Raw genomic sequence first — 18,442 nt, 5'->3', positions numbered from 1 at the left:
TGCACGGGGAGATGGTGTTGCCGATGATACGCCTGCCGTCGTGGCTGCCGTGGCTGGGATCAGGGATGGCGGGACGTTAGTGTTTCCGGCCGGCGGTCGCTACAGGCTGACGGAGGTGGACCTGTCTGGAAAGGCGGTCACGCTCATTGCCTACGGGGCCGAAATCATATGTGCCACGGAAGGCAAGGGCGCTCTAAGGAAAAGCGATCACGGAAAGAAGCTGACAATCTGCGGTGGCAGATTCACTGGACGGGGTATCGGCGTCAGGTGGGTGACCGGCACCAGCACTACTCAATACGATGATTTCTTGCTGGACGGCGTCCAATTCATGAATGCCGACTACGGCGTGTATCTCGATGGGGTGCGCGAAGGGGCGCTAGTTGGATGTTCCTTTGACGGTGCGTTTGGTAACAAGGGCGTTTATCGTGTCAGGACAGTTAATACGCAGTTTATAGGCTGCAATTGGAAGAATACCGCGTACATGGTCAATGATGACGGCGACTACGGCCCTTATTCTGCTGGTCTTGTCATCAATGGCGGTGTCGCCATCGGCTGTGCAATTGGCGTCTATTCGCAGGGAACTGATTTGGTAACAATCACAGGGGGAGCGGTCATTGATTATTGTGATGCCCCCGTGGTCCTACGTGGGGTTGACGGCGCCGAGATCAACGGTGGGTGCTACCTGTCGAGTCGCCAGCTTCGTGGGGGGGGATCTAATCCCGCGTTGGATGTCAGCCTGGCAAGCAACGGCGACCCCACGCGAAACCTCAAGATCGGCTTTATTTCAGCACTTAACCATTCAAACGGTGCCGGAGCTGATTGCATAAGGCTGCGGGGCGTGGCTTCCGGATTCCTGGTGCACTGTACGATTTCCTTCTTTAGACGGTTTGGGGTCGATTTTGCTGGCTGCACACGCTTCCAGGTTAACGAGAACACACTGGCTCGGGGGGCGGGCTCGCCTGCCACGACGGCGATTATTGAGTCGGCGGATGGTGACAGTAGCAACAGCGTGAGTCGAAATGATACTGGGGGACTGCGGATATCTACGCTATTCGCCAGGGTCGAAAGCAACTTGGGGTTCGCTACCGAGGGAAGTGGCGAGGCAATAGCTGCAGCAGATGCATCTGCCATCACGGTGAAGCATGGCTTGAGCTATACGCCGGCCAAGAGCGAGATCGTATTGACAGCGACCAACCGAGAGGCAGCGAATGCCAGGCCGTATATCGCTGCCGTATCACCTACTACATTCACTATCGGTTTTGCATCTGCTACGACAGCAAGTGCGGGCGTCGCTTGGCAGGTAAAGAAAAAAACGTTCTGACGAAGGGCTGGATACCCAGCGAAGCCGTGATTCACCAGGGATCGTGAGGAACGGTCGCTTCACGCGATAGCCCTACCCTAACGAAAAGCCCCTTTCACCACCATACCTCCGGCGTATCAACCCAATACCCAATCAGTGTTGGACGCTCCACGCGATCCTTGTCTATTCTCGGTTCGCGCCCACCGCACAAGACGCGAGCGGCAGGTGCACCATGGGTTGCACCGTCAGTGCGGCGCAGCCCAGGAATAACATCCGGCCCCCGTGTTGGGCCAGAACGGAGACAGGAAGGCCCACCGCCTTCAATCGCCCTATGCCAGAACCCCTCATCTCTCCGGCTCCGCAACACCATGCGGATCGCGCCGGCAATCCACTGTCGCTCTCCGCGATCACGGCAGGTTTCCTCGCGGTCCTGATTTCGTATTCCGGCCCGCTGGTGATCTTTTTTCAGGCCGCGCACGCTGCCAACCTGCCCGCCGACATGGTCACGTCATGGGTGTGGGGGATTTCGATCGGTGCTGGCGTTTCGGGGCTGCTGCTGAGCGCGTGGCTCCGTGTGCCAATCATCACCGCGTGGTCCGCGCCCGGGACGGCGCTGCTGGTGACGCTGTTTCCGCAGATGAGCCTTGCGGACGCGGTGGGGGCTTACGTGAGCGCCGCGGCGATCCTGTTCGTGATCGGGATCTCCGGCAGTTTCGACTGGCTCGTGCAACGGATCCCGCGCGGCATCGCGGCCGGCATGATGGCGGGCATCCTGTTCCAGTTCGGTGCGGGCGCATTCAAGGCGGCGGGAACCATGCCGCTGCTGGCGGGCGTGATGATCGCTACGTATCTCGTGTGCCGGCGCTGGCTGCAGCGCTATTGCATGGTGGTGGTGCTGGCCGTGGGTGTCGCGACGGCTGCGGCGCTGGGGCTCACGCATGCGGGCGATCTGCATCTGGCCGTTGCGAGGCCGGTGTTCATCGCGCCGCACTGGTCGCTGAGCGCGACGCTGAGTCTTGCCATTCCGCTGGTGATCGTGAGCCTGACAGGGCAGTTCCTGCCCGGCATGGCAATCCTGCGCCTGTCCGGGTACCACACGCCGGCACGGCCCATTCTTGCGGCGACCAGCCTGGCCAGTGCCGCGGTCGCGTGCTTCGGCGGCATCACCATCGTGACGGCTGCCATCACTGCCGCGCTGTGCACGGGCAAGGACGCACATGAAGACCCTGCGCGCCGCTATGTGGCCGGCGTTGCCAATGGCGTGTTCTATCTCGTGGGCGGGACCTTCGCGGGCACCATCGTGCTGCTGTTCGATGCCTTGCCCCACGCCTTTGTCGCGATCCTGGCCGGGCTCGCGCTGATCGGTGCCATCATGTCCAACGTGATGGAGGCCATCACGCAGGACGATCACCGCGAAGCGTCGGTCATCACGTTCCTGGCCACGGCCTCGGGCATGACCATGTTCGGTCTGGGCTCTGCGTTCTGGGGAATCGCGATCGGCAGCGCGGCCTGGTGCATCCTCCACGGGAAGCGATCCGCCGCGCGTTGACGCTTGCTGGCGTCAGCCAGTGCACGGCGACAGTGTGGGCGCCAATTTCACTGACTCCCATGAGCACGCCCCTTCCTTTCGCTTCGCTGGCATGAACGTCCGGCGTGGCGGCGCGCGAATCCGCCTTGCGGATTGCAATGAACCATCGCTTCAGGCCGTCTGCCAGACATGCCGGATCGATGGCGGCGCTCGGTTGTCCCCGTCGGCGCTGAATGCGCATGCCGCTGCACCTGTCCGCGCCATGGTAGCCGCGCCGGTGAAATCGCCAGCGATGCCCCCGCGCGCCGCGACGCCAGCGGTCAGCGTTGCCATCAGCCGGCCTGCTGGCAGCCCCGGCAGGGCCGAGGCGCTGGCGACGGAGGAGTGGGCGCAGTTCTAGTCGCCTCGGCGGCCGCCAAGCCCTGGCGGCCGTTCGTGCACCGTCAACCCTAGTCCAAAGGGCGATACCCCTCTTCAGCGGGGAGCGCGCTTGCATGACACAGCACCTCTCACCCGATCAGGGGTTTTTTCCCTTCGCTGGCGCCTGGCCAGGCAACGATTACTTCACAACGCAGGCCGCACGGACTAGTCATACTGCCATGTGGCAGCGTTTGCGCCACATTCGCGCCTCGCGTTACGCCGATTTTCGCCTGCGCGCATCCATCAAACAGTCCATAGGGAAAACCCCTCCGGGATGCTGCTGCCTTGCTTTCCCAACGACCCTTTCATAAGCTGGAAACCGGAATTACATTTTCTTACATCTGTTTTCAATGGCGTCTAAGAGCGCCTGCGGGACATAAGCGTCGGATAGACGCAAACGGGGCGATTTCGACACCTCCACGGGAAGGGCTGTCAGCCGGCCGGACGGGAAGGCTGAAGGCGCTGGAGCTCTGTCGGATCGTATGGAAGCCGCATCTCGCAAGATAGCGAGGCTGTTTCCAACAGCAAGTGCGGGTCGTCGCAGGGTCCGCGCTTGCCGCTATAAAAAGAGAGCGGCCATGGCCACCATCCTCTTGATTGAGCCTCATCCACTGTTGCGCCTGGGGCTGCGCCATCTCCTGGCGCAAGCGCACATCGCGGGTGACCTGATCGATATCGATCCCTTGGCACCGATTGAACCGGACCTGTGGCTGCATGATGCGGAGCTGCTGGTGTTCGGATTGCCGTCCGATCACGGCAGCGGCTGCGCCTTGCTTGCCGAGGTGTGCGCACGCCTGCAGCCGCAGCGCGTGCTCGTGCTGGCCGAATCGCCGGCCGCCGCACTCGTCGCGGCAACGCTGCCCGAGTGCGTGCGTGGTTGCATGCACAAGCACAGCAGTGCAGCGGCGCTTGACGCCGCGGTGCGGCTGGTACTGGCGGGCGGCGAGTGCTTTCCGTCCCGTGTCCAGCTCGAAAGCCCATGCGCCGTGATCGACGACGAGGTAGCGACGCAGGGCATGCTGGCCGACGTGGTGCCTGACGACGACGAACGGCACGTCGTGGCGTTGCCGCGGGCCCATGTTGTACCCGCTGCCGGGGCATGCGTCCGGAACGAATCGGCGCTGGTTGCGCACACTGCGTCATCAGCGGCGCCACGAATGGCACCTGCAGTGCAGGCTGGCGGCCAGGAAACGCCTGCGGCGGGCGCGCACCTGCTGAACATTACCGAGCGCCAGTACGAGGTGCTCGCGCTGCTGGCGCGCGGCTATCCGATCAAGACGGTCAGCCGCGTTCTCAACATCTCCGTGGCCACGGCCAAGACGCACGCCTGCACGCTGTACCAGCGGCTGCATGTCCGCAACAAGGGTGAGGCGGTCTACGTCGCACTGCAGCGCGGCGCCACGCTGAACTGGGCTGGCCCGCCACCGGCCAGCCCCTCGCAGGCGCCGGCAGGCTTCGGAATGGCCGCGGCATAGTGCTTGCGGGGTCTGGCCGTGCAGTGCGGCCAGGCTGACTCATCCTTCTGGCGACCCCGTCTCATCCAAAAGCATGAGGCGGATATTGAGGCGGGTTGCTACGTTCTCAGTAAAGGGACCGGCAGGCACTTGTGCGCAACAGTGTGGCGCCGCCCGCCTGACGTGTCGGAAAGCCGGGGCGCCCCGCGCCTTGTTCCTGCAACGGTGGTACCGCATCTGTGGCCAGGCACGGGCCACGCACCGTCAATGTCGACCTATCTGATTGCCAGCAACGAAGTGATGTGCCGGGTCCTGGCCCGCCGCCTGCAGGCGCTCAACCTGCCCAGCCCGATCCGCTGGCGAGCGCTGCGCTGGCTCGATGAGGCCGAAGTGTCGATGTCCTCCGAGCATGCCGAAGATCCCGCCGACATCGCGTTGCTTGATTGCAGCGGCGTCGAAGGCGATCCGCGCGCGGTGCTTGACCGCCTGCATGCGCGGCTCGCGCCTCGGCGCTGGCTGGTGATCTCCGATCGCCTCGATGCCTCGCTGATGCTTCATGCCGCGCTGCTCGGTGCGAGCGGCTGCCTTGCCGCACCCGTATCGCATGATCTGGTGTGTGCCGCCACGGCGCTGGTCTGGGCCGGCGGGCAGTGTTTCCCGCGCACCGCTGTTACGCTGCCCACGGGTACGCCTCAGCCCTCACTCGTTTGTCCGGCTGGGACTACGGCCACCGGATGAGGGCGCGCCAGCCGTTGCGCGGCTATGCTTGAGATGCCTGCGGCAGAAGCTGGCCCGTTTCAGAGGCCGCCGTCGCGGGAGTGCAAGGGGGTCGTATGGAGGTCGGTCTGGAATTCCTCGTCGTGCGCGGCTTCGCCGTGCGTGAAGGACGGGGCAAGTGGGCCTGTTGCTTCGAAATCCGGCTGGCAACGCAAAGCGATGAACCGCTGCTGTATCGCGGTGAACTGCACGGCCGGCAATTCGACTGCGAACTGGCTGCGGCCGAGGCGGCACGCGAAGCAGGCGAGCGCGAAGCGCGATTGCGCGTGGAAAGCCTGAAGGCACTCATCGTCGCGCAGCACCGGCACCGCCTGCCGCCATCGTTCGTGCCCTGACTCTCGTCCTTGGTCCCGTCCGGTCCTTTCGGCGGACTTTCTGCGCAATGCACCCCCGGAGACGGTTCGGGGAGATGGCATCTGCCATGCCGTACCCCGGTTTCACACGCCCCGCGCAATCCCGATGGGACGCCTCCAAAAAAGAAGCCCGCCGACCGGGGGACCATGCGGGCTTTGAACCGTGCAAGGCATGTAGCGCTTGCACGTCTCATCGACGATAGGCAATCGCCGTCACTCGCTCCATTAGCCAGAAGCATCATGCGTGCGGCCCCGCGCACCAAGTATTCATCCATGCCTCAACCCTACCGGAGGGGTCTCTAACGCCTTGCGCGAGCCGCCGCGCACAGGGCTGCAGAACTTTGTGCGCCGTCCAACAGACTGGCGGGAACACGCCGCGCAATGATCGCCAGCACAACCGGTCGCGAAAGCAACGGACACGGTTGGGGGAAGGCGCGCAGGACAGGAGTGAATGCACGGACAATCGAGTTGCTGGCGCGTAGGTGCGCCGGCAACCCTGACCGTGCGCGCCCGCGAACGCAACGTCTTGGCACGCGCGGAGGCCAATAGTGTACGGCGACACGAAGATGCGTGGACGTGGCGGTCCGGGATTGCGAGGCGGGAATCCGGTCTGGTCTCACGTCAACAGCCACGTGGATCTCTGGATTGAACTGCTGCATGGCCTGGACCTGCCACCGGTGGCCGCGCTGCCCTGCACGGTCAGGCAGGCGTTTGAAGCCGACCATTTCACGCAGTGCCGGATACCCGATGCCGACCTCGAGCGGCTGTTCGGCCTGAGCATCCATGCCCTGACGTTATACGACTCGCTCGAAAGCCACGTCGCCGCGCAGACCTGCCGCGGCAATATCGTGGTGATGGAGGTCGACAGCACCCAGTTGCCGCCCGCGCCGGGCGCGGCTTACCAGCGACAGCGCACGCTCTCATGCATTGGCATCGACGTGATGATTCCCGATGCGCTGGCCGTCGGTTACTTCCACTCCGATGGCTATCACACCGCCAGCGGCGAGGACTACACCGCGCTCTTCGGCCGCGCGCCGGGAGGGCGCATACCGGAAGTCCAGCTCTATGCCCATGCCGACGTCGTGCGCCGCAATCCCTGCACGCACAGCGAGGCATCGTTGCTGCAGGCGTCGCTTGAACTCTTCCGCTTTCACCTGGCCAACCGCCCGCGCGACAACCCGGTCAGCACATTCCGCGCGGCGTTCCCCGAGCATCTCGATCGCCTGATGGCGCGCGGCGAGCCTGGCTTTCATCACTACGCGGCCGGCGTGCTGCGCCAGCTCGGCGCCAACTTCGAACTGCTGGCGCGCTATCTGCGCTGGCTGGTCATGCAAGGTGAGCAGGTGCCGGACAAGACGGCCGAGGCTTGCTACACCATGGCATCGGAAGCGATGGTCATGCAGTTCCGGCTGATGCGCGCGGTGATCAGCCGCAAGCCGGATACCTGCGAAGATTGCCTGGACCAGCTCGAAGCCTCGTACCAGGCCTGCGTGCCAGTGCTGGCGCGGCATTTCGGCGGGAGCACGGCGTGACGGTTCCGGCCACGATCGCACGCGGCGACAAGCGCGTGCCAGGCGGCTGGCGCGTGTCGGGCGACTGGTCGTGGTTGGAGACCCTGCCCGGCGCCGCCGACAGCCCCGCGTGCCTCGACGAACGCGCGTCGTGGCTGCCGGCGCCGGTGCCGGGCACAGTGGCCGACGCGATGCGCGTGTCGGGACGCTGGCGCGACTCGGCGCCGGTGGCCGTGCATCGCCACGACTACTGGTACCGCCTGCGTTTCGCCGCGACTGGCCGTCGGGTCCTGCGCCTGCGCGGGCTGGCCGGCACTGCGCAGGCATGGCTGAATGGCCGCGAGATTTCCGCTCCGCAAGCGCCGGGCGATGCCTGCGATGCCGAGGTCGAACTGGCAGGCCTTAACACGTTGCACCTGTGCTTTCGCGCGACCGTGCCGCGGCTGCATGGCGCGCGCGCCACGCTGTTCTGGCGCCAGGCCGGTGCGTTCCCGATGTCCGGTGTGATCGGACATGCGGCGGCAGAGGGGAAGCCTTTGCATGCCGTCGGCGTGCTGCAGCCGGTCGAAGTGCTTGACGTCGCCGGTGGCGATGTCCTTGCCGATGCTGCCATGGACCTTTCCGCCGGACTGGAAGACGGCGACGGCGTGGTCCGCATGCGCCTGCACCTGCATGGCGAGGCACCGTTGCGGGCAACCCTGAACGTCGGCAATGCGCGACGCGCAGTCCAGGCGTCACTCACGCGCGAAGATGCCTTCACGCTGACGGCGCAGGTGCGTCTTGCGCATCCCGATCCATGGTGGCCGCATACCCACGGCCGGCCCGCCCGCTATCGCATCGTGGCCGAGGCTGGCGCGCATGCACTCGACTGCGGGCAAATCGGTTTGCGCAGCGTCCGGCGCGACAGGCAGGGACACATGCCGTACCCCCGCATCAATGACGTGCCCGTGTTTTGCCGCGGCGCGCGACTGGCCGCCGAGGAACTGGCCGCACTGGCAGCATCGCCGCTGGCCACGCGGCGCTGGATGCGGCTCGCGCGCGGCGCGGGCCTGAACGTGCTGTATCTCGATCGCGATGGCGCGCCTGCCGCGGATATTCGAGCTGCGTGCGAGGCCGCCGGCATGCTGCTCTGGCGCGACGGCATGGCTCCGGCAGACACCGCATGGCTGCCCGAGATCGCTGGCGTGCCGTGCGCGCGTACGCTTGAAGCGCTCGGCCTGTCGCACGCCGTGGCCGATCCGAGCTGGAAGGCCAGCGTGCCGCATCCGGTCGGCACGCTATGGGATGCCGAGGATGCGCGCGACCGCCAGCTGCGCACGCTGTATGACGTGGATCCCCCGCATCTGCGCCGGACCGATGCGCAGCGCTACCTGCGCCTGTCGCGCGCGCTCGCTGCCGATCTCGTGAATGATCTCATCGCCGGTTGCCGTCGCGACGGCAGTAGCGCGGGACTGGCGCTGGCGCCATCGCTGCACGATGTGCTGCTGGCCAACGGCACAGGCCTGGTTGATGTGTGCGGCCGCCCGAAATCCGGCTGGCATGCCATGCGTGCGGCATGCCGTCCGTTGCAGGTGCTGATCAGTAACAACGGCAGCAACGGCAGCGACAGCATCCGGCTGGACTTGTCCAATGAAACAGCCGCGCCGCGTGAGGTCCGCGTGCGGGTTTGCTGGATCCGGAACGGCGCACAGGTACACGCCGAGGCCGACCATGTGCTTTGCCTGCAAGCGCGCGCTGTGCTTGTGCTGGCGCCGCAGCCACAACAGGGCGCAGCGGCGGCAGCGGCAGATGTCGTGCTGGCCACGCTGTCGGACGCTCGCAGTGGCGAGCTGCTCAGCCAGGCCGCGCACCTGCCCGATCGCCGCGCCGACGCGTTGCCGCAAGCCGGCCTGCACGTCGAAGTGCAGCGGTATGCGGAGCAGTGGTGGCTTGAGATATCGGCCACGCATTTTGCGCGCTGGGTGCATATCGAAGACGACGTGCTTCAGCCGTCGCAGGACTGGTTTCACCTTGCACCGGGCGGACGCATCCGCATCCGTCTTTTGCATGAAGGCGGGCATGCCCTTCATCCTGCCATGTGCCCCGCTGGAAAGGTCCGCGCACTCAACCAGGACGCGCCCGTCCACTACGGGGCGTAGCGTTTTCCGCTTCTGTTCCTGCCCAAAGGCCACCCCCCGCGTGCGTGCGGCAAGCATGTCCGCTATCCGGCCAACCTACCAATGGATGACGGGGCACCAACCGTCTGCCTACTGTCCCATTGACGTTCCATGGAGCTTAATAAAGACACCGGACCAGCTCGATTGCCGCATGGATGGGGTCCGCGGCAACGCTGACGGGAAAACGAACGCAAACGCCGGGCCTGCGATCCTGGCAGGCGACAGACCGGTCTGGTGCGGCCGGGCCCTGCGGCAGAGTAGTTGGGGGTGCGCGGCGCCGGCGGGTAGATTCTTGCCCGGAGACGGGCTTGGGATTGGACAGGGGGGTAGGAAATGATCACGCATCGCTCGGATCTGAATGCCAACTATCTGCTCAATGCATTACCGCGCAGCGAATGGGAATCGCTGGCGCAGCACGTCGAACTGGTGCGCCTGCGCGCCGGCGAGTTGCTGACCGATTCCGGACAACGCATCGTCCACGTGTATTTCCCGACCACGTCGGTGGTGTCGCTGCTGTCCCTGCTCGAGGACGGCGCCACCGTGGAGATCGCCGCGGTCGGCAACGAAGGCCTGGTCGGCGTTCCCGTAGTCACCGGTGGCGACACTATGCCGTGCCGCGTGGAAGTGCGCAGCCCGGGCCTGGCCTATCGCATCCCCGCTCGCCTGCTGCGTTCCGAGCTGCCCCGCACGCCCACGCTTCAACGCGTCACGCTGCTGTACGTGCAGGCCATGCTCACGCAGATCGCACAGACCGCGGCGTGCAACCGCCACCACTCCCTGAACAAGCAACTGTGCCGCTGGCTGCTGCTGGCCGTCGACCGGCTCAGTTCGAACGAGCTGGTGATCACGCAGCAGGTCATCGCCAACATGCTGGGGGTGCGCCGCGAGGGCGTGACCGAAGCCGCGGGCAAGCTCGAAGACCTCGGCCTGATCCATCACAGCCGCGGCCACATCACGGTGCTCGACCGATGCGGGCTGGAGAAGCACTCTTGCGAGTGCTACAAGCTGGTCAAGCGCGAATACGACCGCCTGCTGCCCGCCCTGGCGCATGCCTGAGACCGGAAAGCCGGAAGTGAGCAGGTATGGCCGGTGACGCAGCCTGCGCTGCGGTATCCGGCCTTCATGGTTTTGAGGAGCAGTGTCCGTGAGCAGACTGTCATATGCCGGTGCACCGGCCGACCGGGAGGCCCCCCGGCGTGAAGCCCCGGCGCCGCGCGCTTTGCAGGCGCGCGCGTTGCTGGACCATATGGGGTGGATCGTCGCGGCCGGCGTGGCTGGCGCGGCGATCGGCGGCGTGATCGCACTGTCGTCCCCGCTGGAGTACCGCGCCCAGGCGCTGGTCCAGGTGGAGGGCAAGGACGGCGCGGTACGCAACATCGGCAACGTCGCGCAGACGCCGCAGGGCGCACCGCTTGACGCGGGCCTGCTGCGCAGCCGCGCGGTGGTGTCGCCGGTGGTCGAACAACTGCACCTGGACATCTCCGCCAGGCCCGTGCGCGCGCCGCTTGTTGGCAGGCTCGTCGAGCGGTGGTCCACGCCGGGACAGCCGCGCGGCAGCTGGCTGGGCTATGCATGGGGCGGTGAACGGTTGCAGCTGGACAGCCTTGCGGTGCCCGAAAGGCTGGTGGACCAGCCCATGCTGTTCGAAGTGTTGCGCGATGGCAGCTACCGCATCAGCTACCAGGACACAAAGCTGGTAGAGGGCGTCGTCGGCGAGAATGCCGCGGGCAATGGCGTGGAACTGCGGGTAGCGCGCATTGATGCCGCGCCCGGCACGCGCTTCCTGCTCACGCGCCATGACCCGGCGCGTACCGCCGACGCGATCCGGCTGGGCCTTGCCGTCGAAAACGAAAGCGCGGACGCAGCCGGCAGCACCGTACGCATCGCATGGCAGTTCCCGGACCCGGATGCCGCCGCCGCGCTCGTGAACGGCGTGACACGCGGTTACATCAACGGGCAGACCGCGCAGCGCCGCGGCGACGCCGCCGACACGCTTGCCTTCCTGACCGGCGAGTTGCCGCGCGTGCAGGCCGAACTCGCGCGTGCTGAGGATTCGCTGAGCCGCTATCGCGCCCGCACCGGTTCGATGCAGCCCAGCCGCGACGCGCAATCGTTCCTGAACAACAGCATGGAGTACCAGCGCCAGATTGCGGCCCTCAGGCTCGAGCGCACGAAGCTGCTGCAGCGTTTCACCACGGACGCCAACGAGGTCAAGACCGTCGACAGCCAGATCCAGCAGATGACACGCGAGCGCGCGGAGATCGATGCGCGCATGCAGAGCCTGTCGGCTTCCGAGCGCGAATCGGTGGCACTGGCACGCGACGTCAAGGTGGCTGAAGACATGTACATGACGCTGCGCACGAAGGTCGAGCAGTTGTCCCTGCTGCGCGCGGACAACTCAAGCCAGATGCGTGTGGTCGACACCGCGATTGTCCCGACGCGGCCAGTAGGGCCTGGCGCGTGGCCGTTCGTTTCCAGTGGCATGCTGCTGGGGCTTTGCCTTGGTGTGGTCGGTGTCGGCGTACGCCAGCGGCTGAAGCCGTCGGTGGCGACGACCAACGACGCGGAAGAGCGGCTCGGCATCGCCATGCTCGGCGATGTCGCGTTCAGCGACGAACAGGTGGAACTCGAACGCGAGATCGAAGCCAAGCGTCGCCTTGGTATTGCTGCGGGTTTTGCCCTGCAGGCAAACGGCCGCCTGGAGGCGCCGCGTCCGGGCACCTCGGTGGTCGATGCATCGGGCGTCGACGAAGCCGACAGCGAATACGCGGAAAGCGAACGGCTCCTGAGGCAGGGACTGCACGATCATTTCCTGCTGGCCCGGCGGGCGCCGCACTCGCTCGCGGTGGAAGGGCTGCGCACCTTGCGCGCGGCGCTGCATTTCTCGCTGCGCGTGGCACCCGATAGCGTCATCGCCGTGACGAGTCCTGCGGCAGGCGCGGGCAAGACGTTCTCCGCGGTCAACCTCGCGGTGCTGTTCGCGGAGGCGGGGCAGCGCGTGCTGCTCGTCGACGCTGACCTGCGCCGGGGCAAGATTGCCGAGTGGTTTGACCAATCACCTGAAGGCGGGCTCGCGGAGGTGTTGTCTGGCTGCCTGCAGATTGCCGAAGCTGTCCGGCCGACCGTGGTCAATGGCCTGTTCATCCTCACCCACGGGCAGACGCCGCCCAACCCGTCGGAGCTGCTGATGTTGCCGACGCTGGCCGACAACCTGCGCCGGTGCGCAGGGCGCTTCGATCTGGTCATCGTCGACACGCCGCCCGTCATGGCGGTTGCCGATGCGACGCTGGTCGCCAGCCTGGCCGGATCGACGTTGCTGGTCATTCGCGCGGACGTCACGCCGGCGGATCAGGTGAATGAAACGCTCAAGCGATTGGCGCGCGCCGATGCGCGGCTGGCCGGCGGCATACTCAATGGGGTGGTGCAGCGGCGCAGTAATCGGGCGGATTTCAATAGCATCAATCCGTATCTGGGGATGCCGTTGCCACGCGCCGAAGCGAAGCATCCGGCGTTGACCGCCGAGGTCGACGCGACCGGAAAAGCCTGACCTACTACGCCACAGCGATACGCCCGGCCCTGCCGGGCGTACCCGTTTCTGCGGGGCGCGACGGGGATGCGATACGTCGCGCAGCCGAGACTGGCACCGCGACAGGTTCCTCCCTTTGCCCAGCGAATGCGCCCTCCTTCGGTAACGACGTTACCAAGATGGAACGGGCTGCTTCCAAAATGCAACGTTGGTGGGGAAGCGCACCGATTCGGCCCCGTTCTTTTGGCCTAATGCCAATAAACCGGGAAGAAACCCGACACGGGAGCGCCAGCATGAAAGCAGCCATACGTACCATCCTTTCGGAAGTTGCCCGGCTTGATGTACCGGTCGAGTCGTTGGACGATCAGGCCGACCTGTATGCCGCAGGGCTTTCGTCGCTGGCAACCGTGCATGTAATGCTCGCGATGGAGAACACGCTTGGCATCGAGATTCCCGATCGCCTGCTGACCCGTCAGCTGTTCCGCAGCATCAGCTCGCTCGCCGCCGCGGCCGAGCAGATCAAGCAAGAACAGGAGGCCGCATGAAGCCCGCTCTCGCCAGCGTGGAACTGGCGCATTCGCATGCGCAGGCCATGGACGCCGCGCAGTGCCTGACCGGTGCTCATCTGGCGGCGACCGAGGCCGCCCGGTTTGCGGACCAGGTCGATACCGAAGCCCGATTCCCGCACGAAGCCTTTGGGGTCCTGCGCGAGCAGAAACTGCTGGGTGCCATGGTGCCTGTCGCCTTTGGCGGAGGCGGCGCGTCGCTGGAAACCATCGCGGCTGTTTGCCGCGTTATCGGCGGCGCGTGCGCGTCGGCGGGGATGATCTACGCCATGCACCAGATCCAGGTCGCGTGCCTGGTCAACCATGCGAGCGGCAGCGCATGGCATGCGCAGCTGCTGCGGCGCCTTGCCGGCGAACAGTTGCTGCTGGCCTCGGCCACGTCCGAAGAAGCCATCGGCGGCGCCCTGCGCAACAGCGGTTGTGCCGTCAATGTCGACGGCACCAGCCTGCACCTGCTCAAGATGGCGCCGACCATCTCCTATGGCGCGCACGCGGACGGCATCCTCGTGACTGCACGGCGCAGTCCTGACGCGTCGCCGTCGGACCAGGTGATGGTCAGCGTGCTCAAGCCCGACTACGCGCTGGAAGGCCTGTCCGCGTGGGATACGCTGGGCATGCGGGGCACATGCAGCAACGGCTTCAGGCTCGAAGCGCGTGGCCATACCGACCAGGTCATTCCGGTGCCGTTCGGCGAGATCGCCGATGTCACCATGACCCCTGTGTCGCACATCCTGTGGTCGGCGTTGTGGACTGGCATTGCCGCAGATGCCGTGCACCGTGCCAAGGCCCTTTTCCAGGGCCAGGCCCGCGCCCGGCCGGGCACGCTGCCGCCCTCGGCCACTCGTGTGGCGGAGGCCGTGGCGATCATCCAGATGCTGGAAGGCCGGCTGGAACTCGCCCTGACCCACCAGCGCCAGCGCCAGGCTGACGCCAGCGGTCAGAGCATGTCGGCGGTCTTCAACCTTGCAGCGGAAATGAACGGCCTCAAGACCAGCGTGTCGGCCATGGCGCTCGAAGCTGTGCACATCGCAATGCTGGTGTGCGGCATGGCCGGATACAAGCACGGCACGCCCTTCAGCCTGGGCCGCCACCTGCGGGACCTGTGGTCGGCGCCGCTCATGATCAACAATGATCGCATCCTGACCAACACCGCCAACCTGCTGCTGGCGGACCGGTCCGCCTGAGGAGCCGACAATGGAAGATGTCAGCAACGCTTACGAACCAGGTGACGATACGGCGGCCGGTGGCAGCTATGCCGCGCCAAAAACAACGCAAGACCCTGACGTCGGCCGCCGGGCGTTTCGCCAGGCGCTGGTCGATGCCCGGGTGCTGTATCCGAGCGCGGTCGAGGGTATCTATGGCCGCAGCGGGCTCTTCGAGAGCATCGCCGACGGCCTGAACGCCGCGATCAGCAAGCTCGGCGCAGACCAGCATGCGGAAGTGATGCGGTTCCCCCCGGCGATGCCCCGCAAGGACTTCGAGGCCAGCGAGTACCTCAAGAGCTTTCCTCAACTGGCGGGCACGGTGCACTGCTTCTGCGGCAGCGATCGCGACCACCACCGCCTGTTGGCACGGCTGGAGCAGGGCGAGGACTGGGCCGATCAGCAGCGCCCGACGGACGTGGTGCTCGCGCCGGCAGCCTGCTACCCGGTGTACCCCGTGATCGCCGCGCGTGGGCCGATGTCCGCCGACGGGATGGTGGTCGACGTGCTGACCTACTGCTTCCGCCATGAGCCGTCGATTGACCCGGCTCGCATGCAGATGTTCCGTCAGCGCGAATACGTGCGGCTTGGCACCGCCGAGCAGATCGTCGCGTTCCGTGAGGTATGGATGGAGCGTGGCAGGAAGCTTGCCGGCATGCTGGAACTGCCCCATGAAGTCGATCTGGCGAACGATCCGTTCTTTGGCCGCGGCGGAAAGATCGTGGCCGACAGCCAGCGCGAGCTGAAGCTCAAGTTCGAGTTGCTGGTCCCGATCAACGATGGCGCGCCGCCTACGGCTTGCATGAGCTTCAACTACCACATGGACCATTTCGCTCACGCATGGCCTTTGCGTACTGCGGATGGGGAGCCTGCCCATACGGGGTGCGTGGGATTCGGCATCGAGCGCTTGACGCTTGCGCTGCTGCGCCACCATGGCTTTGAACTGGCGAAATGGCCCAAGCGAGTGCGTGAAGTGCTCGGAGGCCTCTGACCCCTCTGACGCGCCGCCGAGACGGTCTCATGAAGCTGCAGACTTGCCTGGATGCAAGCCTTGCCGCGCCTGGCAGGCAATCCCCGCGCATTGAGCGCCCGGGGATTGCCGTGGTCGATGCCGCGCTGCAAGGCGAGTGGACGTGGACCCAGACCCCTCCCGGTGCCGCAGACAGTCCCGCGGCATTGAGCCCGGGGCTGGCATGGCTGCCTGCCCCCGTGCCGGGCACTGTCGCCAGCGCCCTGCGCGCAGCGGGGCGCTGGGACGACGCTGCGCCGCTGCCGTTGCACGTACATGACCATTGGTATCGGGTTGTCTTTACCGGCGACGGCCGGCGCGTGCTGCGTTTCAACGGCCTGGCCACGCTCGCCGAAGTCTGGCTGAACGGCAGGCTTGTGCTGAGCACACGGCACATGTTCGTTGCCCACGAGGTTGAGGTGGATCTGGCCGGCAGCAATCTGCTTCATCTCTGCTTCCGGGCGCTCGATCCATGGCTGCGCAGGCAGCGGGGCCCGGTACGATGGAAGCCCCGCATGATCGTGCCGCCGCAGTTGCGGACCGTGCGCGCGACGCTGCTTGGCCATATGCCGGGATGGTGCCCGCCGGTTCATGCTGTCGGACCTTGGCGGCCCGTTGAACTGCTTGACCCCACGGGCAGCGACATCCTGCATGGCTTGCGGGCAGACCTGTGGGCGCGGCTGCACGAGCAGGATGGCGAGGTGTCGGTGCGCCTGCATTTTGCTGCGTCGGCGCCTGCCACCGGCGCCGTGGAGCTCAGCGACGAAGCCGGCTGCCAAGGTCAGGCCGCGCTGGTTCGTATCGACCGGCACACGCTGGCGGGCACCATCCATGTCGAGCGCCCGCGGTTATGGTGGCCGCATACGCATGGCGAACCAAGCCTCTATCGTGTCGATGCCACCATCGACGGTCGTTCGATCCCTTGCGGACGTGTCGGCTTTCGCAGTGTGTCGACGGAGTGCCCGGCAGAAGCCGGAGCGTTCACGCTGCGCATCAACGGCGAACGGCTGTTCTGCCGAGGTGCCTGCTTTTCCAGCATCGATCTCACGGGGCTGGCGGATACCGACCAGGCGTCGAGGCGCTGGCTCGAACTCGCACGCGCGGGCGGCATGAACATGGTCCGCATCAGCGGCGTGACATGCTATCCGGGTGAAGCCTTTTATCGCAACTGCGATGAACTCGGACTGCTGGTCTGGCAGGACTTCATGTTCGCCAATTTCGACTACGGCAGTATTGGGCCGGGTGTTGGCCTCACCGAAGATGCGACGCGCGAAGTTGGCGAGTGGCTGGCATCGACGCGGGCCCATCCGAGCATTGCGGTGGCCTGTGGCGGCAGTGAAGCGGAGCAGCAAGCCGCGATGCTCGGCACCTCGCGCAGCGAATGGAAGCAGCCTTTGTTCGACACGTTGATTCCGCAGCTCGTTGCGGCTCATCGACCAGATATCGTGTATGTCGGCAATTCGCCCAACGGCGGCGCATGGCCATTCCAGCCCGATGGCGGGGTCAGCCACTATTACGGCGTAGGCGCCTATGAGCGTCCGCTCGCGGATGCCCGCCTGGCCCAGGTACGGTTCGCATCGGAATGTCTGGCCTTCTCCAACGTGCCGTGTGACCGCACGCTTGCGGAGATGGGGTCGCCGCCGCTGCATTCGCCGCGCTGGAAGGCCACGGTGCCGCGCGACGCCGGCGCGCCGTGGGATTTCGAGGACGTGCGCGATCACTACCTGCGTACGCTTTACGATGTCGATCCGTCGCGTCTGCGCTATGAGCAGCCGCAGCGTTACCTGATGCTGTCGCGCGCGGTGGTCGCCGAGGTGATGAGCGATGTGTTCGCCGAATGGCGGCGCGTCGGCTCCGGTTGCGCGGGCGGCCTGATCTGGCAATTCCAGGATCTGGTGCCCGGTGCGGGCTGGGGTATCGTCGATGCACGCGGGCGTCCAAAATCGGCGTGGCATGCATTGCAGCAGGCGTGGCAACCGCTGCAGGTGCTCATCACCGACGAAGGCCTCAACGGGCTGCACCTGCACGTGCTCAACGAGACGCCGCAGCCGCGCCGGTTGTTGCTGGAGCTGTGTTGCCTGCGTGACGGCGAGATCGTCGTGGAGAAGGTCCGGCATTCTCTTCGGTTGCCGGCTCACGGCGCGGAACGCGTGGAAGCCGCCGCGCTGCTCGATCGCTTTGTCGACTTCACCTATGCGTACCGCTTCGGTCCGCCGTCGCACGACGTGGTGATCGCGACGCTGATGGACGAGAACGGCGGCGAGCCGCTGAGCCAGGCCGTGTACCTGCCTGACCGCCGCGCGGCCGCGCTGAAGCCGCCTGAACTGCAGGCGCAGGTCGAACGTGTGGATGACGACTGGTGGCTGACCATCACAGCCCGCCGTTTTGCACGTTGGGTACACATCGAGGACCACGCCTATCAGGCCACCGAGAACTGGTTTCATCTTGGCCCGGGATGCAGCCGGCGCGTGCGCCTCATGCGGGATAGCGCAGACACAAGCCAGGTCGATGCGGTGCCGTCAGGAGAGATCTACGCCGTCAACGCCGAGCGCTCGCTGGGCTACGACGGCTGATTGTGGGCTCATTGTGGGCTGATTGTGGCGACATCAGGGACGTCGCCGGTGTTTGCCTGGCGCCGTC

At 65.8% G+C, this 18,442-nt stretch carries 14 protein-coding genes; 13 read left to right on the top strand and 1 reads right to left on the bottom strand.

The features are described 5' to 3' along the window. Positions 1 to 271 precede the first annotated feature (271 nt). Positions 272 to 1,321: a hypothetical protein gene (locus tag ACIGJG_RS22115; protein ID WP_337902853.1), complete on the top strand. Its 1,050-nt coding sequence runs from the start codon at positions 272 to 274 to the stop codon at positions 1,319 to 1,321. Between the two features lie 310 nt (positions 1,322 to 1,631). Beyond that, a complete protein-coding gene (locus tag ACIGJG_RS22110; protein ID WP_011301459.1) occupies positions 1,632 to 2,849 on the top strand; it encodes a benzoate/H(+) symporter BenE family transporter in 1,218 nt (405 codons plus the stop codon). Between the two features lie 150 nt (positions 2,850 to 2,999). Here the strand turns inward: ACIGJG_RS22110 and ACIGJG_RS22105 are convergent, their stop codons facing one another. Further along, the gene (locus ACIGJG_RS22105) at positions 3,000 to 3,161 is read right to left on the bottom strand and encodes a hypothetical protein (protein ID WP_166487109.1); all 162 of its coding nucleotides are present in this window, start codon (positions 3,159 to 3,161) and stop codon (positions 3,000 to 3,002) included. Positions 3,162 to 3,826: 665 nt separating this feature from the next. On the opposite strand from ACIGJG_RS22105, the gene ACIGJG_RS22100 reads away from it, so the two are divergent. The 11 genes from ACIGJG_RS22100 (at position 3,827) to ACIGJG_RS22050 (ending at position 18,375) form a co-directional block, all read left to right on the top strand. After that, positions 3,827 to 4,723, top strand: coding sequence for a helix-turn-helix transcriptional regulator (locus tag ACIGJG_RS22100; RefSeq protein WP_041680320.1), 897 nt, complete (start codon positions 3,827 to 3,829; stop codon positions 4,721 to 4,723). Between the two features lie 246 nt (positions 4,724 to 4,969). Then, positions 4,970 to 5,440 (top strand): response regulator transcription factor, encoded by a 471-nt coding sequence (locus tag ACIGJG_RS22095; RefSeq protein WP_041680321.1) that lies wholly within the window; start codon positions 4,970 to 4,972, stop codon positions 5,438 to 5,440. Between the two features lie 95 nt (positions 5,441 to 5,535). Beyond that, a complete protein-coding gene (locus ACIGJG_RS22090; RefSeq protein WP_011301463.1) occupies positions 5,536 to 5,814 on the top strand; it encodes a hypothetical protein in 279 nt (92 codons plus the stop codon). A gap of 566 nt (positions 5,815 to 6,380) precedes the next feature. Further along, positions 6,381 to 7,364 carry a DUF1839 family protein gene (locus ACIGJG_RS22085; protein ID WP_140950106.1) on the top strand — a complete coding sequence of 328 codons (984 nt, stop codon included), beginning with the start codon at positions 6,381 to 6,383 and terminating at the stop codon, positions 7,362 to 7,364. Continuing rightward, complete coding sequence (locus ACIGJG_RS22080) at positions 7,361 to 9,481, top strand: glycoside hydrolase family 2 protein (RefSeq protein WP_483673927.1); 2,121 nt, start codon at positions 7,361 to 7,363, stop codon at positions 9,479 to 9,481. The genes ACIGJG_RS22085 and ACIGJG_RS22080 overlap by 4 nt, the downstream gene beginning before the upstream one ends. Positions 9,482 to 9,832: 351 nt before the next feature. Then, on the top strand, positions 9,833 to 10,555 hold the full coding sequence (locus tag ACIGJG_RS22075) for a Crp/Fnr family transcriptional regulator (RefSeq protein ID WP_011301466.1): 723 nt from the start codon (positions 9,833 to 9,835) through the stop codon (positions 10,553 to 10,555). 88 nt (positions 10,556 to 10,643) lie between these two features. Further along, positions 10,644 to 13,046: a polysaccharide biosynthesis tyrosine autokinase gene (locus tag ACIGJG_RS22070; protein WP_011301467.1), complete on the top strand. Its 2,403-nt coding sequence runs from the start codon at positions 10,644 to 10,646 to the stop codon at positions 13,044 to 13,046. A gap of 272 nt (positions 13,047 to 13,318) precedes the next feature. Beyond that, a complete protein-coding gene (locus tag ACIGJG_RS22065) occupies positions 13,319 to 13,570 on the top strand; it encodes an acyl carrier protein (RefSeq protein WP_011301468.1) in 252 nt (83 codons plus the stop codon). Continuing rightward, positions 13,567 to 14,775, top strand: a complete 1,209-nt coding sequence (locus ACIGJG_RS22060) for an acyl-CoA dehydrogenase family protein (protein ID WP_011301469.1) — start codon at positions 13,567 to 13,569, stop codon at positions 14,773 to 14,775. Before ACIGJG_RS22065 ends, ACIGJG_RS22060 begins: the two co-directional genes overlap by 4 nt. 10 nt (positions 14,776 to 14,785) lie before the next feature. Beyond that, positions 14,786 to 15,784, top strand: coding sequence for an amino acid--[acyl-carrier-protein] ligase (locus ACIGJG_RS22055; protein ID WP_011301470.1), 999 nt, complete (start codon positions 14,786 to 14,788; stop codon positions 15,782 to 15,784). A 29-nt stretch (positions 15,785 to 15,813) separates the two neighbouring features. Next, on the top strand, positions 15,814 to 18,375 hold the full coding sequence (locus tag ACIGJG_RS22050) for a beta-mannosidase (protein WP_140950103.1): 2,562 nt from the start codon (positions 15,814 to 15,816) through the stop codon (positions 18,373 to 18,375). Positions 18,376 to 18,442 lie beyond the last annotated feature (67 nt).

The organism is Cupriavidus sp. C1SS-2L (assembly GCF_057073735.1).
The sequence above is the reverse complement of the archived record's forward strand: the minus strand, read 5'-3'. Positions and strand labels throughout refer to the sequence as shown.